Origin of the sequence: Roseovarius sp. EL26 (assembly GCF_900327775.1) — a bacterium.
Taxonomy (GTDB): Bacteria; Pseudomonadota; Alphaproteobacteria; order Rhodobacterales; family Rhodobacteraceae; genus Roseovarius.
This window is the reverse complement of the sequence record NZ_OUMZ01000005.1, coordinates 621,771-645,219: the sequence shown is the minus strand read 5'-3', so window position 1 is coordinate 645,219 and position 23,449 is coordinate 621,771. Positions and strand designations below refer to the sequence as shown.

Sequence of the window (23,449 nt, the reverse complement as noted above, 5' to 3'; positions counted from 1 at the left end):
CCAGAGCCGAACCAGGAAGGACAGGAAGGTCGTCACCAGGATATTTGTACGAGCTCAGAAGCTCACGGATTTCCATTTCAACCAGTTCCAGCAGTTCTTCGTCGTCAACCTGATCAACTTTGTTCATGTAAACAACCATGTGCGGGATGCCAACCTGGCGACCCAGCAGGATGTGCTCGCGGGTCTGTGGCATTGGGCCATCAGCTGCGTTCACAACCAAGATCGCGCCATCCATCTGCGCCGCACCGGTGATCATGTTTTTCACATAGTCAGCGTGACCTGGGCAGTCAACGTGCGCGTAGTGACGACCTTCGGTCTCATACTCAACGTGCGCCGTTGAAATGGTGATGCCGCGGGCTTTTTCTTCGGGCGCGCCATCGATCTGGTCATACGCTTTGAAGTCACCAAAATACTTGGTGATGGCTGCCGTCAACGTCGTCTTGCCGTGGTCAACGTGACCAATCGTGCCGATGTTTACGTGTGGTTTTGAGCGATCAAACTTTTCCTTAGCCATGATGGCCTCCTATCTTGTATCGGGTACCGGGCTTAAGCCCGGCCTACGGTTGGTGGGTAGGGCGGACTTAAGCCCGCCACCCGGTTTTTATGCAAATTTTGCTTGGATCTCGTCCGAGATGTTCTGTGGTACCGGATCATAATGCGAGAACTGCATTGTGAACTGGGCACGTCCCGAAGACATCGAGCGCAATGTGTTGATGTAGCCGAACATGTTGGCCAGCGGAACGTTCGCATCGATTGCGATGGCGTTGCCGCGTGGTTCTTGTCCGGACATCTGACCACGACGTGATGTCAAATCGCCAATGATGCCACCTGTGTATTCCTCAGGTGTGATCACTTCGACCTTCATGATCGGCTCGAGCAGTTTCGCGCCGGCTTTGCGCATGCCTTCACGCATACACATACGGGCCGCGATTTCGAACGCCATGACTGAGGAGTCAACATCGTGGAATTTACCGTCGATCAGGGCAACTTTGAAGTCGATCACAGGGAAGCCAGCCAATGGGCCGCTGTCCATGACAGATTCGATACCTTTTTCAACACCAGGGATGTATTCCTTAGGAACAGACCCACCAACGATGCGCGATTCAAAGCTATAACCTTCACCGGCCACTGTCGGGCTGATGATCATTTTCACTTCGCCGAACTGACCTGAACCACCCGACTGTTTCTTGTGGGTGTAGGTATGCTCAACTTCGTGACCAATGGTTTCACGGTACGCAACTTGTGGTGCACCGATGTTGGCCTCAACCTTGAATTCACGTTTCAGACGGTCAACCAAGATGTCGAGGTGAAGTTCGCCCATGCCCTTCATGATGGTCTGACCAGATTCGATGTCAGTTTCCACACGGAAGGATGGATCTTCAGCCGCCAGACGCTGCAGACCCTGAGACATTTTCTCTTGGTCAGCTTTGGTTTTTGGCTCAACAGCAATCTCGATCACCGGATCTGGAAAGGTCATTGTTTCCAGAACCACAGGCTCGCCGGTTGAACACAGCGTGTCACCGGTTGTGGTGTCTTTCAGACCCGCCAGAGCGATAATGTCACCAGCGAATGCTTCGGTGATTTCGTCTTGCTTGTTCGAGTGCATCATAACCATACGGCCAACGCGCTCTTTTTTGCCTTTGGTCGAGTTCAGAAGCGTGTCGCCCTTCGCCAGCGTACCAGAGTAGATACGTGTGAAGGTCAGTGTGCCCATGTATGGGTCGTTCATGATTTTGAACGCCAGACCTGAGAACGCCATTGCATCATCCGCACGGCGGGCAATGTCACGAACTTCGTCTTCGTCACCGGGTTTGAAGCCCATGTAATCAACAACGTCCAGCGGGCTGGGCAGATAGTCGATTACGGCGTTCAAGAGAGGCTGAACACCTTTGTTCTTGAAGGCAGAGCCACCCAGAACAGGAACGAAAGTCATCGACAGACAGCCCTTACGGATCAGCGCGCGCAGTGTTGGAACGTCAGGCTCGTTGCCTTCCAGATATTCCATCATCGCGTCGTCGTCCATTTCGACAGCCGCTTCGATCATTTTACCGCGCCATTCGTCAGCCATGTCTTTCAGGCTGTCACGAATAGGGGCTTTGATCCAAGATGCACCAAGGTCTTCACCCTGCCACAGCCACTCTTCCATGGTCACAAGATCAAGCAGACCTTCCAGCTCGGTTTCAGCACCGATTGGAATACCAACAGGAACGGCACGCGCGCCTGTACGGTCTTCGATCATGTTAACGCAGTTGAAGAAGTCCGCGCCGATTTTGTCCATTTTGTTGACAAAAACCATACGTGGAACTTTGTAGCGGTCAGCCTGGCGCCAAACGGTTTCAGTCTGTGGCTCAACACCGGCGTTGGCGTCAAGAACACAAACCGCACCATCGAGAACCGCCAAGGAACGCTCAACTTCAATGGTGAAGTCAACGTGGCCAGGGGTGTCAATGATGTTCAGGCGGTGCTTAGGAGTTTCAGCAGTTTCGCCATCCTCGGTGCGTTCCCAGAATGTGGTCGTCGCAGCCGAAGTGATGGTGATACCACGTTCTTGTTCTTGCTCCATCCAGTCCATGGTGGCCGCACCATCGTGCACCTCACCAATGTTGTGGGACTTGCCGGTGTAGAACAAGATGCGCTCGGAACAGGTTGTTTTACCTGCATCGATGTGCGCCATGATACCGAAGTTACGATATAGCTCGAGCGGAAATTCGCGTGCCATTTGTCTGTTTTCCTCTTGGGATTACCAGCGATAATGGCTGAAGGCTTTGTTCGCCTCGGCCATTTTATGGGTGTCTTCGCGCTTCTTAACCGCGGAGCCACGGGATTGAACGGCATCCAGCAATTCGCCGGCCAGACGTTCTTCCATGGTGTTCTCATTGCGGCTACGGCTGGCTTTGATCAACCAACGGATCGCCAGAGCTTCGCGGCGCTCAGGGCGCACTTCGACAGGAACCTGATAGGTAGCACCACCAACCCGACGCGAACGAACTTCGACGGACGGTTTGATGTTGTCCAGCGCTTCGTGGAACAGTTCCACTGGGGCGCGCTTTACTTTATCTTCAACGCGGTTCAGCGCGTTATAGACGATACGTTCGGCAACTGATTTTTTGCCATCGATCATCAGGTTGTTCATGAATTTTGTCAGTACGAGATCACCATACTTGGCGTCTGGTAGGACTACGCGTTTTTCAGCGGCGTGACGACGGGACATACTATATTCCTCTTACTTCGGACGCTTGGCGCCGTATTTCGAACGACGTTGCTTACGGTCTTTAACGCCCTGAGTATCCAGAACACCGCGAAGGATGTGATAGCGAACACCTGGAAGGTCTTTTACCCGGCCACCGCGGATCAGAACAACAGAGTGTTCCTGCAGGTTGTGGCTTTCACCAGGGATGTAGCTGATCACTTCGAAACCATTTGTCAGGCGCACTTTGGCAACCTTACGCATAGCCGAGTTCGGTTTCTTTGGCGTTGTTGTATAAACGCGTGTGCAAACGCCACGTTTTTGCGGACACCCTTGCAGGTGCAGCGATTTGGTGGCTCTTACTTTAGGCTGCCGCGGTTTGCGGATCAGCTGTTGGATCGTTGGCATTGGGTTCTTTCCCCGTCTCTCAACACATGTGTGTGCACACTTGCGTGTGCGGTTAATCTTTTCACCTTATGCGTCCACAAAGCGTAATGACCGCAATCGTTCCCATTCCGAGGTAAACGACGCGGTTTGTTCACAGAGGATCCAAACGAATTAAAGTGTTCAGATCTTGAATAGTTCAGTTTAGATATCGGTGTGCGGGGCGACCCCCATTACCGGATGAGGCGCGTATAGGGGGAGTCGCTTGAGTTGTCAACAGGACCCCAAGGCAGGCTTACCTACTGCATCTGCCGATCCTTACCTCTCTCAGGGCACCTTATGGACCGGGCAATGAGCGCCAAAATGAGCGCTAGACCGTTGACGCCCAGATCTATCCCACCGATACGTAATTACAAGTAACGACGCAGGAGTTTTAAGTGCGCATCATTGGTCTATGCCGGTTCTCATATCCTGCCCTTGGCGGCTTCAAGCGGATGCACGATAGCATCGCAGAACGCGAGGCTTATCTCTATAACCCCGAACGCATGGAACTGCGGTTTCGCCATTTTGAGACACTCACTCTGCCTTCGATTCAGGCGCAACAGGATGAAGATTTCACCTTTCTGATCATGATCGGTGAAAACATGCCGCGCCCGGATCTGGAGCGATTGCAAGATCTTGTCGCCCCTGTTCCACAGATCAAAATCGTCCACACACCTGTCATGAAACATCGGCATGCGGCGCAAATGGTGATCCTCAGTGAACTGGGTGAAGACCGTCCTGAGTCGATCCAGTTTCGTCTAGACGATGATGATGCCGTGGGGGTGGATTTTGTTCGGCTCATCCGCCGACGTGCCCATCAAACCGCCAGAATGCGCAAAAACTGGCGCAACATGGTTTTCGAATTCAAACAGGGTTATTCTGTCAAGCTGTCCTCAGAAGGCATTCGTGCACACCCGGTCAAAACGAATTTTCTATCCTGTGGGCTGGCGGCCATGTTCCGCCCGGAAGATAAGTTCACCATAATGAACTATGGACATCACAAACTACATCAAACAATGCCAACAATGGTAGAGCCTGAGCCCACCATGTATTTGCGGGCCTTTCACGATGACAACGACTCCAGAGACCGTGTGAAAGAAGATCAGTTGCAATTGCTGTCACCAAAAACCAGCCAACTATTCAAAGACCGTTTCAATGTTGACGACGATCAGGTCAGGTCGGTTTTCTCCGCACCAGTTGCGCCTCGCGAAACAAAGTGAACATCCCGCTGCCGACGACCAGAAGCGCGCCCATCATTGTCAACGTATCCGGCCAGTCTCCAAAAACGACCCACCCCAAAAGCAACGCCCAGAGCAAACCACTATAGCGAAACTGCGTGGTGTAACTGACTTCTCCCACTCGCATGACCATGACTGCGCTGAGAAACCCGATGGTCACAAAGGCCGCTGCGGCGATCAAGACACCTAGGTCGCGCGCCTCCATAACAACCCACGCCTCCCCCAGACTGAGCACCCCAAAAACAATCATCACAGCAACGGTTGTGACCAATGTTACGAAGAGAGATGGGGTTTGAGGGGATAGGCGCCGCGTGACCAGATCCCGGCATGTGACACATACGACGGCGGCCAAGCCGTAAGTAGAATAAACGTTGAAGTCTGCAGCGCCCGGCCGGACAATCAGCATAACACCAGCAAAGCCTACCAGAATTGCCGTCATACGGCGCCAACCAGCTGGTTCTTTCAAGAACACCGCAGCCGCCAGCGTGATCGTCAATGGCAACGCTTGTAAAATCGCGGTGATATTGGCCAAGGGCATATTGAAAAGCGCTGTTAGAAAGAAAAAGACAGCACAGGTTTCAGCAAGCGCACGCAGCGCGATTAACCACCAATCCCGGGATGGTATCCCACGTGGATAAGCACCCATCCACCAGACCAACCCAGCAACGGTAAGGCTCATCAAGATCCCTCGCATGAACAAAAGTTGATACAGTGGCGCGGCATCCGCCAGCATCTTCATGAATGTATCGTTGATCGTAAATGCCGCCATGGATGCCATCATCAGCATCGCGCCGGTCATATTGTCAGAACGGGGCATGGCAGACCTTTTGTAAAACACTCAGCGCATTAGACCGAGTATTCGCAGGCAAACAAGGAAAATCTATCCACCCGTAAGTCGCTTAATCAGCGCATCATGCAAGGCATCATTCGCCGCCACCACCCCGTTCAAGCGCGGCGTTGCATTGTTGAAGATCAACCCCTGCCCGGTCCGATCTGAAGTCGCAGCCCCAGCCTCGCGCAGGATCAGATCGCTGGCGGCGATGTCCCATTCCCAGGTCGGGCGCAGGGTCATCATCGCGTCATACCGCCCTTCGGCGACAAGGCTTTGTCGATACGCTAACGACGGGCGATGGCTGCGTTTAACGTCGGGCACCCCACCAGGCCAATGTTCGGGCTTGAGCGTCGGCTTGACCGCCAGTACCGATGCGCCATCCAACGCATTGCGTCCTGAAACAGTGATACGTTGGCCATTCAGCGTTGCCCCCTGCCCGACTGATGCCGCATAAAGTTTGTCACGCAAAGGCAGGTAAACCACCGCCGCGGTGACTACCCCCTGTTCAGCAATGGCCAGGGCATGGGCCCAGGTGTTGGAGCCCTCGATAAAGCTACGAGTGCCGTCGATAGGGTCGATGATAAACACACGATCCCGTGTCAGACGCTCAGGATCATCTTCTGTTTCCTCGGACAGCCAGCCATAGTCCGGCCGTGCCGCGCGCAAGACGTCGCCCAGCATCGCATTGACTGCCAAGTCCGCCTCGGTCACCGGTCCGGCCCCATCGGGTTTGTCCCATCGCTGCGCATCTGCGCCACTGAAACCGCTTGCAATCTCTCCTGCCGCACGCGCGGCCTCGATCAGGAGCTCAAGATCATGCACCGGCAAGTGTCATCCCCTCAATCAGCAGCGATGGCACCACCCGCGACAGATAACTGCGCGCATCATTCGCTGGGATCATGGTTTTGAGCATCTCATGCAGATTGCCCGCAACCGTACATTCATTCACCGGATAGCGGATTTCACCACCTTCCACCCAGAAACCCGAAGCTCCGCGAGAATAATCACCAGTGTTCGGATTAATGGTCGAACCAATCATCGAGGTTACCAGCAGGCCAGTGCCCATATCGGCCAGCAGCTCGTCCCGGCCTTTGTCGCCTTGTGTCAGAGAGATGTTCCAGTTGCTTGGATTGGGCGGAGCCGAGGTGCCGCGCGCCGCATTCCCGGTGGACTGCATATTAAGCTGGCGCGCACTGGCCAGATCAAGTGTCCAGCCGGTCAGAACACCTTGATCCACTATGCTGCGTTTTTGCACGGGCAGCCCTTCGGCATCAAACGGGCGCGACGCCCCGACACGCGGACGAGAGGGGTCTTCGATGATTGAGAGCCCAGCAGGCAAGATTTGCTCTCCAAGGCTACCCCGTAACCACGAAACGCCCCGCGCCACCGCCGCGCCATTTGCAGCAGCCAAGATATGCCCGATCAATGACGATGAAATACGCTCATCAAACAACACTGGATAGGCCCCGGTGGGCGGCTTGGTCGCGTCCAGCCGTTCAACCGCTTGCGTACCCGCGCGCGTACCGATGTCTTCGGCAGAGCGCAGGTCACTTTGAAACACGCGGCTGTCGCCATCGTAGTCACGCTCCATCCCGGCACCGCTGCCCGCAATTGCGACGCAATTCAATCCACGGCTGGTCCTTGTATATCCGCCTGAGAACCCATTGGTCGCAGCCAGATGAACGTCAGTCTGACCATAGCCAGCCGTCGCAGATTGCACCTGTGACACACCTTTGACAGCCAAAGCTGCAGCCTCGGCGGCGATGGCATCTGCTTTAAGCTCATCTGGTGATGGCTCTGCGCTTGGGTCTGCCAACTCTAGCGCGGCTATATCCCAATCCGTGACAAGCTGATGCGCCCCTGCCAAACCGGCATAGGGGTCTTCCGGCGCCTCGCGCGCCATAGCCACAGCGCGTTCTGCCAACGCGGTGATGGTCTGCAAAGACGTATCCGAGGCAGACACGCAGGCTTGCCGTCCAGAGACCAGAACCCGCAATCCAATATCAGTGCCCTCTGAACGTTCAGAATGCTCAAGCGCACCACCACGCACATCAATTGACACGGATTGGCCGCGAATAGACATTGCATCAGCCGCATCAGCGCCTGCCTTGGTCGCAGCCGCCAGCAATGCGTCAGTCACAGTTTCAAGATTACTCATATGTGCGTCTCCTGCCTCGGGCGGAACAGGTAGCGGTCAGGCCCGCGCTCTGCAAGGGCGCAACAGATATTCGGCGCACCCTAAACGCATAAGGCCGCAAGCATTAGCCTGCGGCCTTATGGTAAATCGATAGAACTTCAGATTACTTCAAGCGTTGGCCATTGGCTGAAACCTGACCGTCTTCTGTCACTTCGATCTTTGATGTAAGAGTGTCATCACCTTCACCTGGGACCGCGAACAGGCCCATCATCATGCGGGCGCCCATCGCCTGATCTTCTGGAACAAATCCCATGGCCACCAGCTTGTCCAGCAAGCCATTGCCGCCAACCAATTTCAGATCCACCGCACCGACAGGTGCAGGCATACCGCCGAAGCTTTCCAGATCGTCGTTGTTGAAGCTGAACGCGCCATCACCTGTTAGCTCGGCACCGGCCAGACTTACAGTCAGGTTATTAAGGTTCATTGCATTCAGCTCACCAAAGGAGACATCGCCGCTTTCAACCGCTTCCATCGCTTCCGGGTCCATCAAGTCGATTGCCATCTTGGCCTTGCCAGTCACATCAAATGACACGGTTGCCGGATCACGTGGTAGCTGACCTGAAGGGTCGAACATGCCCCAGATCATATCGGACATGGTGAAGTCAGCCAATGTCACACCAAGACCAAAGTCCTGTTCCTCGTCGCTTTTACCAACGGGCATCAGCAGCTTAGCTGCATATTCCTGCATGCTGAACTCAACCGGGAAAGGTAGATCACCACTTTTCAGGCTCAGGTCCATATCTGTCAGGCTTACGTTATAGCCCAATGCCTTTTCATCCATGACGATATCGAAGTCGCCACCACCAAAGGCGCTATTGCCTTCCAAAGTGCTTCCGTCACCATTGATTGCGAAATCTACTGTGCCGCCTCCGTAACCGAACTTACCATCAAAGGCGAACCCTGCGGCCAGCATCGCCGCAACATCTGTCGCGTCCATCTCTGCCGGGATACTGCTGGTGCCTTCAAAATTCATGCCACCGAAAGAACCCAACATTTTGAATTGATCGTCGCTCTCGGGATCTTTCATATCGATCACATAATCAACGGTGCCCGAGGTCATGGTTTGCTGAGTTTCGCGCAGCTCGCCAATGGTCATCACGGACTGACCTTTCGTATCCGCGACAGACACTTCGACCTGGCCAATTTCAACCGGTTCGCCATTTACGACAACGTCCAGAAGGCTGATTTTTGCCAGAGCTGCAGAATAATCATAAGTCATCTGATCAGCATCGCCTGAGACGGTCATGACAAAGTCTTGGTTGATGTAGTTCAGGTTGAACCCAATGTTTTCACCTTGGCTTTCCATTGCGCCAACGATCGGAAACTCAGTTGGCAAGGCAATGGAAACGGTGCCATCACCATTCTCAGAAAAGGTCAGCTGCCCCATTGTGATGGAAACATCGGCCTCTTCATCCGGAATATCGACTTTCATCGTAAGGTCCGAAACAACAAGCTGATTACCAGACTGGTTTTCGGTCGCTTCGACCTCATAGCCGAAACCAGCCATATACTCTTTCCAGTCTGCCCATACTTGCTCGGCAGTTACGTCAGCGAATGCAGCCGATCCCGTCATGAAAATGCTAAGGGCAACCGCCGATGTGGCAGTAGATTTGAACGCGGCCATAGAGGTCCCTTTCAGTTTAAAATCCGCTATAATGTCTGCTGATGATCCGGTGGGGTCAAGGGGATGTTGCCGGATCAGCAGCAAAAGTTTACCTACAAATGCAACTGACCACCGAATGAGGAGAGATTATGACGCTTGCAGGAAAAACCGCACTGATCACCGGCGCCAGCCGTGGCATCGGGGCCTCGACCGCGCGTCGTTTTGCCGAAGCCGGCGCAAACGTCGCATTAGTTGCGAGAAACGCGGATGCCATTGCAGAACTGGCTGGAGAAATTGGTAGCCAGGCCATCGCGATTCCCTGTGATATATCGCGTTATTGGGAGGTCGAGGCCGCCGTCCAAGCCTGCTGCAAGACCTTTGGTGGCTTGGATGTCTTGATTGGAAATGCCGGTATAATTGAGCCGATCTCGAACCTAAGTGAAGCTAATCCCGATGCCTGGGGGCATGTGATTGATGTCAATCTGAAAGGCGTCTTTTACGGCATGCGTGCCGCGATGCCAGTGATGCAGGCCGCAGGTGGTGGTACGATCCTGACCATCAGCTCGGGCGCGGCACATCGGGCACTGGAAGGCTGGAGCCATTATTGTGCATCCAAAGCCGGGGCCAAGATGCTGACTGAGGCGGCGCATTTGGAAGGATCCGCTAACGGGATACGCGCCATTGGCCTTTCGCCCGGCACGGTGGCCACGCAAATGCAGCGTGAAATCAAGGCCAGCGGAGTGAACCCGGTGGCACAGCTGGATTGGTCAGATCATATCCCGCCAGAATGGCCCGCCAATGCGTTGTTATGGATGTGCGGCACCGATTCTGATGAATTTTTGGGCCAGGAAATTTCGCTTCGCGACGAAGACATCCGCAAACGCATAGGGCTAACATGATTGAACTGAATAAAGAGGGCGGGATCTGGACTGTCACCCTCAACCGCCCGGACAAGGCCAACGCCCTGACCGAAGCGATGCTGACCGAACTGGCGGAAATTGCAGAGGCCGCACAGGAGGCGCGGGCGTTTATCCTGACCGGCGCAGGCAAGGTGTTTTCTGCAGGAGCTGATCTGGAGGCGGCACGCGCGGGATTGGCTGTGAGTCCGGTATGGGAGCGCCTTTCAACGGCGATTGCCGCCCTGCCCGGCCTGTCAATTGCGGCTTTGAACGGTACGGTGGCCGGGGGCGCGATGGGCATGGTCTTGGCCTGCGATTTACGCATTGCTGTGCCCGGTGCAAAAGCGTTTTATCCGGTGATGAAGCTGGGGTTTCTGCCGCAGCCCTCTGATCCGCCACGCCTTGCTGCGCTGGTTGGACCATCACATGCCAAGATGATCCTGATGGCAGGGCAGAAGGTCGACACGCAAACCGCTCTGAACTGGGGTCTGTTCGATCGCGTTGTTGACCCTGATGCCTTGCTGCAAACCGCAAGTGATCTGGCGACCGATACTGTTGCAGCTGATCCAGCAATCGCAAAGGGCATCAAGGCACTCTGTCAGGGCGCTTCATGAGCAAGCTCTCTGCGCTGAGGCTGGCGGTGCGTGATACGCAAAAACTGGCCAAGTTCTATACCCAATATATGGGCATGCGCGCCACGCCAGAAGGAGATAGCGTCCGGCTGGGTTATGGGCACGAAGATACCACTTTGGTGCTTTGTCCCGGTGGGGGCGATTACATCCATGACCGTACGGACAACTATTGGAAAATTGGCATCACCCTTCCCAATGTCGATATCGCTTATCAGCAGCTGACCTCTGCGGGCATACCTGTCTCCTCTCCAAACCAGTTTGGTGACATCGGTTACATGTGCCATCTCAGCGACCCCGAAGGTTTTGTGATCGAGCTGCTACAGCACGACTTTGAGCACAACCGCCCCAAAGATGCAGGGCACACCGATTTGCCGTTGGGCGGCGGGGCGCGGATTGGTCAGATCACCCTGCGCTGTTCCGATATCGAGCAGGAGTTAGACGCCTATCAAGCGCATGGCATGACCCTTTTGTCGATCCAACCGGTTACGCAATATGGCTTTACCCTATATTTTTTGGCTTTCACGGATGACATTCCGCCCAACAGTGATTTGCAGGCGGTCGAAAATCGCGAATGGCTGTGGAAACGCCCCTACTCTACGCTTGAGCTACAACATTGCCCAGGCTCCAAGATCCGTAAAAGCCCGAACTATCTCGCACTTGAGATAAACCGATAGAACTACTGTGCTGCAATGCTATGTGGATGGCTCAAATGCCCTTCGCGGGTTTGCGGGGTTTTGATGCCCAACAGGCTGCCCGCGATTTGATTACGTAGAATTTGCGCTGTTCCGCCGCCAATGGTGAACATCCTCACATCACGGTACATCCGCTCTAACGGTTCTTGATCGCCATAACCACGTGCGCCAAACATCTGCAACGCATCATTGACCACCTTGATCGCCGTTTCCGAGGCAAACATCTTAGCCCGCGCGGCCATGGTCATATCTGGAAACGGCCCACCGGATTGTGCCGCCTCGTGCAGCATCAGACGTGAGGCATGCACACCCGCATCCATATCCGTCAGCATCCACTGAAGACCCTGAAATTCCGCCAACGGGCGCCCGAATTGCTCGCGTTCCAACAAATAGCGCTTGGCATGGTCCAATGCCCCAGCCGCCACGCCCATCGCGATGGTTCCCGCCCCCACCCGCTGGCTGTTATAGGCGGTCATCAGTTCCGCAAAGCCACGGGCAAACCCACCCGGCGGGATCAGGACATGGTTGGCTTCAACCACAAGGTCCGTAAACTCCAGCGTTGCCTCGGGCATGCCACAAAGCCCCATAGTACGTTCACGGCTGACCACTTTGAACCCGTCGGGATATTGGCCCTTAGCCGGATCGCATATGACAATGAAGCCACCAATGCCCAGATCTAAGCCACGCTCATCCAACACACGGGCAAAAATCAGGTGCACTTTTGACACCCCACCACCGGTGATCCAATGCTTTGCGCCATTGAGGGTATAAGTCCCCCTGGATTCCCCACCTGCGCGACGTGCGGTTGTTTGCATGTCGGTTGCCGCACTTCCTGCATCCTGTTCGGTGATGCAGATCGCGGGTTTATCCCCTGACAGCACGTATGGCGCACAGAGCGCTTTTTGATCAGATGTGCCATAGGCCATGATCGCGCTGATGCCGCCCATATTCGCCTCAACCAAAATACGCGCAGTCAAAGTGCAGGCCTTGGCGACTTCCTCGACCACATGCACGGTTTCCAAAAGGCTCGCTCCTTGCCCACCATAGGCTTGCGGAATGCTCATGCCAATCAGACCCGCGTCAGCCAACGCACGCACATTTGGCCAGCAATAACTGCGGCTTTGATCCCATCGGGCAGCATTTTGGGCAAACATCGGGACGAGTTCCTTTGCCCGGGCCAGATATGGATTTGTTGTGCGCGACATCTCAGTCTCCTTCAGGCCAAGTATAGCTTGCTGGGTGTTGCAGAAAATTAAATTAATTTTTCAAACAAATTAATGTATACTTAATTTATGCAAACTCGAGCCTTGAAAACCCTTCTGAAAATATCCGAATTGCAATCCTTTGCTGCTGCGGCCGAACAGCTAAACATGTCCGGTCCTGCGGTCTCTATGCAAATGAAAGCACTTGAGTTTGAGTTGGATGCAAAATTGTTTGACCGCACAGCACGTCCCCCCAGATTGACCCCACTGGGACGCGCAATTTGCGATCAGGCTGCAAAAATACTGTCAGCCGAGCAGACCTTGACGACACTTTGCCAACCGTCTCAAACCTTAACAGGGCAATTCCGCATTGGTTTTGTGGCAACAGCCAGCGCCCGTCTGCTGCCAAATTTCCTGCATCAGGCGCGCGAACAATTGCCTCAGGCCAGTTTCGACATCCAGACCGGCCTGTCGCGCGCATTGGAACATAAGGTTGCCTCTGGACAGTTGGACGCTGCGATTGTCACAGCCTCTCAAAAACCGCCCGTCGGCCTGAGATACAAGCATCTTCGGCGTGAGAAACTTATCTTTGCCATGCCGGCAGGCCACGATACGAGCAGCGTTTATCAGCTGCATCAAGCCGTTCCATTTCTACATTTCATGCCAAGTTCTGGTATTGGCAAGCTAATTGCTGAACATGTTCAACCGCTGTTGAACAAAGCTGGTCGCAGTATTTTTTTAGATAGTGTCGAGGCCATTATGGAGTGCGTCAAACATGATATCGGTTTCACCCTGTTGCCCGAGCCAGACATTCATCGCCATTTAGATAACCGCATAAGAACCACCACGCAAACAGAAACTCCATTGTATCGTGATCTCGTCATTGCGGTTGGAAAAGACACAGCGTTAGCGGCGGATCTAAGTCTATTTTCAGAACTATTCGAGCAACCCGAGACGCCACAATAACAGTAAGGATATTCAGCAGACCGCCTAATTAATGTCATGGGGAACCTCAGGTGATGACACATTCTTCCCATAATCCATGCATAGTGTATTGTGACCAAAATTCAGGCAATGTAGCGTCGCAATCTCAAGGTTGTAAGTAAAACAGTATGGCAGTAACCGGCACCCCTTCTTCCGGGAATGACACCCTTACCGGTGATAACGCCAATGATGAAATCACTGGCGAAGAAGGCAATGATTCAATTGATGGTGGCGGTGGCAACGATACCATTTACGGAGACGTCCAACTGCTTGCAAACGGTGGGTTGGATTCAAATCAAGCCGACAACAGCTGGTCCCTTGGCACTGTAGACGGCTGGTTCAATACCGGATCAGGCGGAGTGATTGAACGTTGGGGTGATGGTTTTCTCGGCTTATCGACAGCGGACGGGTCCTCTTTCATCGAGCTGGATGCAAACAGCAGCGGTGGACTGGATCATGTTCAAACCAATGTGGAATTGGATACTGGTGTTAGCTACACTCTGAGCTTTGGCCATGCGGCCCGTGCAGGCGGCAGTGTAAATGATGATTTTCAAGTCACTCACAACGGCATTGTGGTTGCAACAATCTCGCCGTCATCCACGTCATTTTTCACCACGGCAACCATTACTCTGACAGGCCTGAGCGGAACAGACACGATCGGGTTTCGTGAAATGCCCGGGCAAAACAACAGCCTCGGCGTACTGCTCGACAATGTGCAGGTCTCGTTATCGCAAAGCGCAGTCGACGCGGGCAGCTTTACCTATGATGACACGATCAACGGCGGCGCGGGCGATGACCACATTTATGGTCAGGAAGGCGACGACCAGATCACTGGTGGGCTGGGAAATGACTATCTCGAGGGTGGGATCGGGAATGACGTGTTTACGTCTACAGCGGCAGGCGGGGCAGACACGATCGGTGACTTCACTATTGGCCAAGATCTCCTGAATGTCGACAATCTGATTGACGCATCAGGTAAGCCGATCGACGCGAGCGATGTTGTCATCACCTCAGATGGAGAAGGTGGATCGGTTCTGACGTTCCCCAATGGTGAATCGATCCGTCTGGTCGGCATCGCACCAAGTCAGCTGGATACGGATGAAGAACTTGAAGACATCGGCATTGCCTGCTTTGCGTCCGGCACTTGCATTCACACAAATTGTGGGGCCGTAGATGTCGCGCAATTGCAACCCGGTTCCCTTGTTCATTGTATCGATCCCCCTACGCAAGAAATCACATTAAGGCCATTGCGACGCGTGTTGCGAACAACTGTTGATCTGGCATCGTTGCGGAAAGATCCAAAATTGCGCCCGATCACCATCTCAGCCGGCGCCTTGGGCAATCAACTGCCCCAACGGGATTTACGTGTTTCCCGGCAGCATCGAATGATGGTTTCGTCTAAGATAGCACAGCGCATGTTTGGCACACATCAGGCCCTGCTTCCAGCCATCCGGTTGACGGCGTTGCCGGGCATTTACATCGACGAAACACCGCAGTCAGTAGATTATTTTCACCTCCTGTTCGATCAGCACGAAGTTATCTTTGCCGAAGGGGCCCCGACAGAAAGCCTATTCACTGGGCCAGAGGCGCTCAAGTCCTTTTCAACAGAGTTGCGCGAAGAAATTCTGACGCTTTTTCCTGAGCTCACGATCACCGATGGTGCCCCTCGGCCAGCGTTACCCCTTCCTTCCGGAAAAGTGTCACGACAGCTGATTGCACGTCACGCCAAAAACCAACAGCCGCTGCTGCAATCCTTTGCTCAACCCCGTCTCTAGCTGAGGGCCTTAATCCGGCGGTGCAAAAGCCGCGAAAACCTCGGCGGCGGTCATCTTATGTGTGTCACCTGCAAAGGAGTAACTGTCCGGTTTTTGATCGATAAAGATCTCTTCGTTTGCTCGTACATCCGATGGATCATCCAACGTACCAAACCCAATATGCAATTGCCCGTGATGTGGGCCTTGTGCCGTGACACGGTAAAACAGGCTCGTGCCACAGGTTTTGCAAAATCCACGCTCGGCCCAGTCTGAAGACGCATATGTCGTGATATGTTCATCCCCGTTAAAGCTGACCTGATCAGCCGCAGCTTGATAACCAATATACACCCCACCCGACCATTTTCGACACATGTCGCAATGGCAAATACCACAGGTATCAGAAGCGTTAGCGATATTGTAACTGACGGCCCCGCAAAGGCATGATCCAGACTTGTCCATTGAAATCTCCGTGCTTGATAATGGCGCCAGATTGACAGCAGAACAAAACAGGAATCAAGTCAAAGCGTTGTGACAAGCCAGTTTAAGCCGACAAATACCGAACCGCCCCCAGCCCGGCCCAGCGCCCTGTGGCCAGACAGGCCGTCAACAGGTAGCCCCCGGTCGGGGCCTCCCAGTCCAGCATTTCACCGGCGGCAAAAGTGCCGGGTCGTTGGCTGAGCATGAAGTGCTGGTTCAGCGCGTTAAACCGCAAACCGCCCGCAGTCGAAATCGCCTCGTCCATCGGGCGTAACCCGGTATAGGGCACTGGCAAGGCCTTGATCACTGGGGCCAGATCGTCGGGCAAGGGTCGGGCAAACTCCATCAGCAGGGCCAGCTTAACCGGGGGAAGCTTTAACGTCTTGCGTAAATGATTGGAGAGGCTGGCTTTGCCGCGTGGGCGGCTCAGCCGTTTGCGGAGCTGATCCAATGGTATGTCTGGCAACAGATCAACAAACAGCGCGACCCCCTCTCGCAAAGCCGGGGTCAGCGGATAAAGCCCGCCGCCCTCAAGACCGCGCACCGAAATCACCGCCTCCCCGCGTGAGGTCAGATCACCTGCCTGCCAACGCACCGCCTTGAGCGCCGCGCCAAAGTGAGGTGCCATATGACCCGACCACGTGACAGACAGTGCCGCATTCGACGGTTGGAACGGTGAAATCTCTGTTTCAGGCATGAGCGCCGCCCAAGCGCCGTCTGATCCCAGACGTGCCCAACTGGCCCCACCGCAGGCTAGAACGGTTGCGTCGGGCGTTGCTGAAACCATCCCATCAGGCGTTTCAAACTGCAGCGCATCGCCTTGCCACCCTGCCCAGCGCCAACGGGTTTTCACTTCGACGCCTTGCCCCTCTAGCCGTGCCAGCCAATTGCGCAATAGCGGCGAGGCTTTCATCACCTTGGGAAATACCCGGCCGGTAGAACCGGTGAACAGATCCTGCCCCAACCCCTCGGCCCAAGCCTGCACGTCGTCCGGGCCAAAAGCCTCCAGCATCAGGCGCAACTCCTGCGCGCGATCGCCGTAAGCCGCAAGGAAGTCATCATACCCTTCCGCCTTGGTCAGGTTCAGCCCGGACTTTCCGGCCATCAGCAGTTTGCGCGCCGGGCTGGGTTTCGCCTCGGCCACCAGCACAGAATGCCCCGCAGCCGAGATCACATCTGCCGCCATCAGCCCGGCGGGCCCAGCCCCTATGACGACAACCTGTTTCATACGACTGGTGGCAATCCTTTGTGATGTACAACACGCTGTGGGAATGGAATTTCGATGTCATACGCTTGCAACGCATTCCAAATCGCAAACAGTACCTTGGGCGTGAACTTGTTCTTGCCATCATCAATTCCATTGACCCAAAACTCCACCGCAAATTCCACACCGCTATCGCCAAAACTGCGCAGCTCGCAATCTGGGTATTCGGGATCGGTCAGCACAAAGTCCAACTTGGCCACGGCAGTCTCAATGATTTCGGGCACAAGATTGATGTCGGTGTCATAAGAGACAGAGAATGGCGCCTCATACCGGTTGGCACTACCCTGATCAGAGTAATTCACCACCCGCGTCGTGATGAAATCCGAGTTCGGGACAACGATCCACTTGCCATCATAGGTTTCCAAAATCATCGCGCGCGCAGTGGTTTTCACAATGGTACCGGCCTCGCCATTGTCCAGCTCAACATAGTCGCCAACCGTGGCCTGCCCTTCGATCAACAAGATGATGCCCGATATAAAGTTCGATGCGATCTGTTGCAGGCCGAAACCGATACCGACACCAATCGCACCCCCCAGCACCGCAAGACTGGTCAGGGAAATGCCAAGGATGTTCATCAAGATCAGAAAGGCGACACCAAAGATCGCAACCTCTGCCGCCTTGACCGCCAGCTGTCGGGTTGCGGGGCGCATTTCCTCTTGCTGATGAATATATGTGGCAGATTGATCATTGGACCAGCGGCCCATCCAAAACACTGCGCCGCCAATAACCACGGCCTTGACCAGCCACATCAGATCAAACGACATATTGCCTAATGGGACAACGGTTTCTTCCAGCTTAGTTGTCACAAAATCTAGCAGCCCCAGTGCATAGAGCGCGGCGACCGGCATCAGGATAAACTTACCCAGCAAGATCAGAAACGGATCTTTGAGGATATCGCGCACCAAAATGCGCACTGCGAGGAGCATGAAGACGCGTTTACCAAAAGCGATGACCGCGCCAGAGCCAAAGACGGAACGGGTCACACCCTCGCCCACACCAGTGAACATATAGGCCATAAGCGGCAGGATCAGCGGCAGGAAGGTCAGTGCAATCAGCCGTGTGCGGGCAATGACATGCTCCTGCCCTTCAGGCGGGGTCAGAATACGTTTGAGGCCCGGGGTGATCTTGCGGCTGCAATAAAGCGCCGCCAGAAAAGCCACGATCAAGAGCGCCAATTGCGACCATGCGGCAGGGCTGAGCAACCAACCCCTGGCCACATCCATACCCTGCTGGGCGTATTCCATTGCCTGCTGTACCACCTCAGGCGGATTTTCCCAATCCATTTAGACACCTCTCACTCATACGACTTGTGCCTGTCATGCCCGGTGAGGCGGCGAGGATCAAGGGGAGTGCCGCTGGTTCTCATCATATGGCCAAAACTGGCTAACGATAACACCAGCCGCTTAATCAGTTGTGTTTCACGCCCCGTCGATTTAGGGAGGCATTACCTTGGGGTGCTCGGGCAACCGCGCTGAGATGCTGAAAAGCGAACCCGTTGAACCTGAACCGGCTAGAACCGGCGGAGGGAAGGTTATCGGATCATTCATCCATCCTTACCCATTCCGTCGCAAAGGAGGATGATGTGAAACATCTATTTTTTGCTGCGGGCGTTTTGAGCGCGACTGTTGTTGCTGCTGAAACACCTGAACTGACTGTATATACCTATGACAGCTTTGTCTCGGACTGGGGCCCCGGCCCGCAGATCAAAGAGGCATTTGAGGCCAACTGTGGCTGCACGCTGAACCTTGTCGGCGTCGAAGATGGCGCGGCCCTGCTGGCGCGGCTGAAGCTGGAAGGTGAGAATTCCGATGCGGATGTCGTTCTGGGTCTGGACACCAACCTGATCGTCGCTGCCAAAGAAACTGGCCTTTTGGCCGAACATGCAGTCATCGCCGAGTATGACCTGCCGGTAGAATGGACCGACAGCACATTCGTGCCCTACGACTGGGGTTACTTTGCCTTTGTTCTGAACGCTGATGCAGACGCACCTGAGAATTTTGAAGCGCTGGCCGCCAGTGACGTGAAAATCGTTATCCAAGACCCGCGTTCCTCAACGCCCGGTTTGGGTCTGTTACTGTGGGTCAAAAGCATCTACGGCGATCGTGCGCCTGAAATCTGGGCCGGCCTGTCTGACAACGTTCTGACCGTGACCAAAGGCTGGTCCGAGGCTTACGGCCTGTTTCTGGAAGGTGAGGCCGACATGGTGTTGAGCTACACCACCTCCCCCGCCTATCACCTGATCGCCGAGGAAGACACCAGCAAGAAAGCCGCCGCCTTTGACGAGGGTCACTATATGCAGGTTGAAGTTGCGGCCAAGCTGGCCGGTGCAGATCAGCCCGAGTTGGCCGATCAGTTCCTGACCTTCATGGTGTCGGACGCCGCACAGGCGATCCTGCCAACCACCAACTGGATGTACCCGGCGGTTCTGCCCGAGGCGGGCCTGCCAGACGGGTTTGAGACGCTGATCACACCTGAGAAATCTCTGCTGCTGAGCGCCGAAGACGCGGCCGCGATGCGTGACGAGGCACTGGCCGAATGGCTGGGCGCGCTCAGCCAGTAAAACCAACCTATGGGATCAGCGCCGCAGCTTTGGTTGCGGCGCTGATCCTTGGTGCCTTGGCCGCCGTGGCCTTGCGCGCAGAGCCCGGTCGCGGGCTTGGGCCCAGCGATTGGGCCGCTTTGAAATTCACCCTAATACAAGCCTGCCTGTCTGCCGCGATCAGCGTAGCGCTAGCCATTCCGCTGGCGCGCGCGCTTGCGCGGCGGCGGTTCTTTGGCCGCTCTGCGCTCATTGCCTTGTTGGGCGCGCCGTTTATCCTTCCGGTCATTGTTGCCATTCTGGGGCTGTTGCAGGTCTTTGGCCGCTCAGGCTGGGTCAATACAGCACTTGAAGCCCTCGGCCTGCCGACGGTTTCAATTTACGGCCTGCACGGTGTGGTTCTGGCGCATGTGTTTTTCAACCTGCCACTCGCAACCCGTCTGATCTTGCAAGGTTGGCAAGCCATTCCAGCAGAACGCTTTCGCCTTGCCGCACAACTAAATCTCAACGGCACAGCAATGTTTCGCCTGATCGAAGGGCCGATGCTGGCCCGCACTATGCCCAGCGCGCTTGCCACCGTGTTTGCCATCTGCCTGACCAGCTTTGCTGTAGCCTTGACCCTTGGCGGCGGCCCCCGTGCCACCACGATTGAGCTGGCGATATATCAGGCGTTCCGGTTTGATTTTGATCTGGGCCGGGCGGCGATACTGTCGGCCTTGCAAATCGTGTTGACCGCCACCGCAGGTCTCATCGCCCTGCGTCTGGCGCGCGGCGAGGGATTTGGCGCGGGCTTAGACAGACCCGTGCGAAGGTGGGATGGAGATACCGTTGGAGCTCGTGCATTGGATACCCTTTGGATTGCTCTGTCTGCCCTATTTCTGCTGTTGCCCTTGGGGGCAATCATCGGTGCGGGACTAGCCAATCTGATGGACTTGCCCGAGGTGGTATTTCGCGCGGCGCTGACGTCTGTTCTGGTGGCCATTGTCAGTACGGTCATCTTGCTTTTGCTGGCCCTGCCCATGGCAATGGCCATCGCCACCGGGCGCGGCACTTTGGTTGAACTGAGTGGGATCTTGGGCCTCGCAGCCTCCCCTTTGGTGATCGGCACTGGGTTGTTCATCATTTTGCGCCCTGTGACCAATCCTGCAGACTGGGCCTTGCCAGTCACCGCCTTGGTCAATGCCATCTCCGCCCTGCCTTTTGCCCTGCGCATTCTGGTGCCCGGCACCCGAGACGAGGTCGCACGCTATGGCCGGCTGGCGCTATCGCTGGACATGGCTGGTGCGCCCTTTGTCTGGCGCGTGCTGCTCCCGCGCCTGCGTCCGCAAATTGGGTTTGCTGCTGGACTGGCTGCGGCTTTGTCTATGGGGGATCTGGGGGTGATCGCGTTTTTCGCCGGGCCGGATTTTGCAACGTTGCCGTTGCAGACCTATCGCCTGATGGGGGCCTACAAAATGGATGCTGCGGCTGGTGCCGCACTGCTATTATTGATTTTATCCTTTGGCGCGTTTTGGGCGCTGGACCGTGGGGGGCGCTGGCATGCTGAGGCTTGAGAATTGCAAAATCCAGAATGGTGCCTTCGCCCTGTCGGCAGATCTATGCGTTGAACGCGGACAATCCGTTGCCGTCATCGGCCCTTCAGGCGCAGGGAAGTCCACCTTGATCGAAGCCATCGCCGGGTTTCGTGATTTGACACAGGGGCGCATGACTTGGGATAAACAAAACATCACCAATGCCGCCCCCGGCCAACGCTCCATCGCGATGCTGTTTCAAGATGGCAATTTGTTTCCGCATCTTACGGCGACGCAAAACGTCAGTCTTGGCATCACGCACAGCAAGCGTTTGACAGCGGATCAGACGCAGGCCGTAACGGCGGCGCTGACACGCGTTGGACTATCTGATCTTGGCAACCGCAAACCCGCTGAACTATCGGGTGGGCAACAAAGTCGCGTGGCGCTGGCACGGGTGCTGGTTCAACGGAAAGATCTGTTGTTGTTGGATGAACCCTTTGCTGCGCTTGGGCCAGCCCTAAAGGCCGAGATGCTGGATCTGGTCGCAGAGCTGGTGGCAGAAACCGGCACCACTTTGATGATGGTCAGCCATGATCCCGAAGATGCCCGGCGCATCACAGATCAGGCCATTCTGGTTGCAGATGGCATGGCCCATCCCCCCGCCCCGACCCAAGCATTGCTGGACAACCCGCCCGAGGCCCTGCGCGCCTATCTGGGCTGATCAAAGCGCGCGCCCGGTCACCCAGACCTGTTTGATCGCGCGATCATCGCCCATCATGATAGTAGGGAACAACGCCTCCCAGATGTCCTCAGCCCGGTTCGCCCGCTGCGCTATGGCCGGGGTCGAGGCCAAATCAAGCGCAATCAGATCCGCCTCCATTCCAGGAATGACATTGCCGATCTTATCGCCCAGATGCAGCGATTGCGCAGATCCAACCGTGGCCAGCCAATAAAGCTGCGCCGGGTGCAATGGTGTCCCCGTCAACTGACCAATCTCATAAGCCGCGGCCATGCTGCGTAGCATGGAAAAGGATGACCCGCCCCCGGTATCAGTGGCCAACCCAACAGCAAAACCATCTGCCTTGCGTTGTGTCATATTGAACAACCCCGAACCGATGAACGTATTCGAGGTCGGACAATGGATCAGGCTAGCGCTTACCTCTTTAAGCCGGTCAATTTCACGCGGTTCTAAATGGATGGCATGGCCATAAAGACCTCGCTCTCCCAACAGGCCATAAGCCTCATAGGTATCAAGATAATCCCGTGCTTGCGGGAATAGCGATTTGACCCATTCAATCTCATCCACCTGCTCGCTCAGATGGGTTTGCATCAAGCACTCGGGATGCTCTGCCCAAAGGTCACCCAGTGCCCGCAACTGTTCTGGCGTTGAGGTCGGAGAGAACCGCGGCGTGATTACGTAAGATAATCGCCCCTGCCCGTTCCATTTCTGCAGCAGGCGCTTACTGTTGTCATAAGCTGATTGCGCCGTGTCACGAAGACCCTCGGGCGCATTGCTATCCATACAGGTTTTGCCACCCAGCGCCCGCAAACCACGCGCAGACGCTTCTTCAAAATAGGCGTCCACGCTTTCAGGGTGGATGGTGCAAAAACTGACTGTTGTTGTCGTGCCGTTTTGCAATGTCAGATCAAAATAGCGCCGGGCAATGTCTTGCGCATACGCCAGATCGGCAAATCGCATTTCTTCGGGGAACGTGTAGGTATTCAGCCAATCAATCAGCCGCTTACCCCAGCTGGCGATAATGCCAGTCTGCGGGTAATGGGCATGAGCATCGACAAACCCAGCAGTGATCAAGGCGTCCCCATAGGCGTGCACCTCAGCGGTTGGGGCCTGCCTGCGCAGATCGCCTGCAGCGCCAACTGTGGCAACATGTCCATCCCGAACCAAAACGGCCTCATAAAGCGTCGCAGCCTTCTCAGGCGCGCTTTCAAACGGGGATTGCGAAAAACTCAATACCCGCCCAGTGATGATCTTTTCTTCCGACATTCACATG

The 23,449-nt window shown here is 55.2% G+C and carries 22 protein-coding genes and 1 riboswitch; of the genes, 9 read left to right on the top strand and 13 right to left on the bottom strand.

The annotated features are described in order from the left end of the window. The 4 genes from D9A02_RS05030 to rpsL all read right to left on the bottom strand — a co-directional run. Window positions 1-514, bottom strand: a 514-nt coding sequence (locus D9A02_RS05030) for a GTP-binding protein (protein ID WP_120499860.1), incomplete at its 3' end; no start/stop codon positions are given. Window positions 515-601: 87 nt separating this feature from the next. Next, window positions 602-2,719 (bottom strand): elongation factor G, encoded by a 2,118-nt coding sequence (gene fusA / locus D9A02_RS05025; protein WP_120499859.1) that lies wholly within the window; start codon window positions 2,717-2,719, stop codon window positions 602-604. Between the two features lie 21 nt (window positions 2,720-2,740). Then, window positions 2,741-3,211: a 30S ribosomal protein S7 gene (rpsG, locus tag D9A02_RS05020; protein WP_120499858.1), complete on the bottom strand. Its 471-nt coding sequence runs from the start codon at window positions 3,209-3,211 to the stop codon at window positions 2,741-2,743. 12 nt (window positions 3,212-3,223) lie between these two features. Then, window positions 3,224-3,595, bottom strand: coding sequence for a 30S ribosomal protein S12 (gene rpsL, locus D9A02_RS05015; RefSeq protein WP_085807572.1), 372 nt, complete (start codon window positions 3,593-3,595; stop codon window positions 3,224-3,226). Between the two features lie 413 nt (window positions 3,596-4,008). Between rpsL and D9A02_RS05010 the strand changes: the two genes are divergently transcribed. Next, window positions 4,009-4,833, top strand: a complete 825-nt coding sequence (locus D9A02_RS05010) for a glycosyltransferase (protein ID WP_120499857.1) — start codon at window positions 4,009-4,011, stop codon at window positions 4,831-4,833. Here the strand turns inward: D9A02_RS05010 and D9A02_RS05005 are convergent. The 4 genes from D9A02_RS05005 to D9A02_RS04990 form a co-directional block, all read right to left on the bottom strand. After that, window positions 4,787-5,668 carry a DMT family transporter gene (locus tag D9A02_RS05005; protein ID WP_120499856.1) on the bottom strand — a complete coding sequence of 294 codons (882 nt, stop codon included), beginning with the start codon at window positions 5,666-5,668 and terminating at the stop codon, window positions 4,787-4,789. The two genes, D9A02_RS05010 and D9A02_RS05005, sit on opposite strands and share 47 nt — an antisense overlap. A 63-nt stretch (window positions 5,669-5,731) precedes the next feature. Further along, a complete protein-coding gene (locus tag D9A02_RS05000; RefSeq protein ID WP_120499855.1) occupies window positions 5,732-6,511 on the bottom strand; it encodes a 3'(2'),5'-bisphosphate nucleotidase CysQ in 780 nt (259 codons plus the stop codon). Further along, window positions 6,498-7,841: a TldD/PmbA family protein gene (locus D9A02_RS04995; RefSeq protein ID WP_120499854.1), complete on the bottom strand. Its 1,344-nt coding sequence runs from the start codon at window positions 7,839-7,841 to the stop codon at window positions 6,498-6,500. Before D9A02_RS04995 ends, D9A02_RS05000 begins: the two co-directional genes overlap by 14 nt. A gap of 142 nt (window positions 7,842-7,983) precedes the next feature. Next, on the bottom strand, window positions 7,984-9,504 hold the full coding sequence (locus D9A02_RS04990; protein ID WP_120499853.1) for a DUF2125 domain-containing protein: 1,521 nt from the start codon (window positions 9,502-9,504) through the stop codon (window positions 7,984-7,986). 128 nt (window positions 9,505-9,632) lie between these two features. On the opposite strand from D9A02_RS04990, the gene D9A02_RS04985 reads away from it, so the two are divergent. Genes D9A02_RS04985 through D9A02_RS04975 form a run of 3 tightly spaced genes read left to right on the top strand, consistent with a single transcriptional unit; the run spans window position 9,633 to window position 11,688 of the window. Further along, entirely contained in the window at window positions 9,633-10,382 is a 750-nt protein-coding gene (locus tag D9A02_RS04985) for an SDR family oxidoreductase (protein WP_120499852.1), read from the top strand. Next, window positions 10,379-10,996, top strand: coding sequence for an enoyl-CoA hydratase/isomerase family protein (locus D9A02_RS04980; RefSeq protein WP_120499851.1), 618 nt, complete (start codon window positions 10,379-10,381; stop codon window positions 10,994-10,996). The genes D9A02_RS04985 and D9A02_RS04980 overlap by 4 nt, the downstream gene beginning before the upstream one ends. Next, window positions 10,993-11,688, top strand: coding sequence for a VOC family protein (locus D9A02_RS04975; RefSeq protein WP_120499850.1), 696 nt, complete (start codon window positions 10,993-10,995; stop codon window positions 11,686-11,688). Before D9A02_RS04980 ends, D9A02_RS04975 begins: the two co-directional genes overlap by 4 nt. Before the next feature lie 2 nt (window positions 11,689-11,690). Here D9A02_RS04975 and acdA read toward each other — a convergent pair whose 3' ends face one another. Then, window positions 11,691-12,911, bottom strand: a complete 1,221-nt coding sequence (acdA, locus tag D9A02_RS04970) for a 3-sulfinopropanoyl-CoA desulfinase (RefSeq protein WP_254054547.1) — start codon at window positions 12,909-12,911, stop codon at window positions 11,691-11,693. 87 nt (window positions 12,912-12,998) lie between these two features. On the opposite strand from acdA, the gene D9A02_RS04965 reads away from it, so the two are divergent. Together D9A02_RS04965 and D9A02_RS04960 are read left to right on the top strand one after the other, a co-directional pair. Continuing rightward, window positions 12,999-13,874 (top strand): LysR family transcriptional regulator, encoded by an 876-nt coding sequence (locus tag D9A02_RS04965; protein WP_120499849.1) that lies wholly within the window; start codon window positions 12,999-13,001, stop codon window positions 13,872-13,874. A gap of 146 nt (window positions 13,875-14,020) precedes the next feature. Beyond that, window positions 14,021-15,667 (top strand): Hint domain-containing protein, encoded by a 1,647-nt coding sequence (locus D9A02_RS04960; protein WP_120499848.1) that lies wholly within the window; start codon window positions 14,021-14,023, stop codon window positions 15,665-15,667. A 9-nt stretch (window positions 15,668-15,676) separates the two neighbouring features. Here the strand turns inward: D9A02_RS04960 and D9A02_RS04955 are convergent, their stop codons facing one another. The 3 genes from D9A02_RS04955 to D9A02_RS04945 all read right to left on the bottom strand — a co-directional run bounded on the left by D9A02_RS04955 (window position 15,677) and on the right by D9A02_RS04945 (window position 18,670). Continuing rightward, window positions 15,677-16,105 carry a GFA family protein gene (locus D9A02_RS04955; protein ID WP_120499847.1) on the bottom strand — a complete coding sequence of 143 codons (429 nt, stop codon included), beginning with the start codon at window positions 16,103-16,105 and terminating at the stop codon, window positions 15,677-15,679. Between the two features lie 82 nt (window positions 16,106-16,187). Further along, window positions 16,188-17,351, bottom strand: coding sequence for a TIGR03862 family flavoprotein (locus D9A02_RS04950; protein ID WP_120499846.1), 1,164 nt, complete (start codon window positions 17,349-17,351; stop codon window positions 16,188-16,190). Beyond that, entirely contained in the window at window positions 17,348-18,670 is a 1,323-nt protein-coding gene (locus D9A02_RS04945; RefSeq protein WP_120499845.1) for a mechanosensitive ion channel family protein, read from the bottom strand. Before D9A02_RS04945 ends, D9A02_RS04950 begins: the two co-directional genes overlap by 4 nt. A gap of 157 nt (window positions 18,671-18,827) precedes the next feature. Then, window positions 18,828-18,932, top strand: a riboswitch (TPP riboswitch). A gap of 37 nt (window positions 18,933-18,969) precedes the next feature. Here D9A02_RS04945 and thiB point away from each other — a divergent pair. The 3 genes from thiB to D9A02_RS04930 are packed head-to-tail and all read left to right on the top strand — an operon-like array spanning window position 18,970 to window position 22,158. Beyond that, complete coding sequence (gene thiB, locus D9A02_RS04940; protein ID WP_120499906.1) at window positions 18,970-19,947, top strand: thiamine ABC transporter substrate binding subunit; 978 nt, start codon at window positions 18,970-18,972, stop codon at window positions 19,945-19,947. After that, on the top strand, window positions 19,923-21,479 hold the full coding sequence (locus D9A02_RS04935) for a thiamine/thiamine pyrophosphate ABC transporter permease ThiP (RefSeq protein WP_120499844.1): 1,557 nt from the start codon (window positions 19,923-19,925) through the stop codon (window positions 21,477-21,479). Before thiB ends, D9A02_RS04935 begins: the two co-directional genes overlap by 25 nt. Then, entirely contained in the window at window positions 21,466-22,158 is a 693-nt protein-coding gene (locus tag D9A02_RS04930) for an ATP-binding cassette domain-containing protein (protein WP_120499843.1), read from the top strand. The genes D9A02_RS04935 and D9A02_RS04930 overlap by 14 nt, the downstream gene beginning before the upstream one ends. Here D9A02_RS04930 and guaD read toward each other — a convergent pair whose 3' ends face one another. Then, entirely contained in the window at window positions 22,159-23,442 is a 1,284-nt protein-coding gene (guaD, locus tag D9A02_RS04925) for a guanine deaminase (RefSeq protein ID WP_120499842.1), read from the bottom strand. Between the last annotated feature and the right edge of the window lie 7 nt (window positions 23,443-23,449).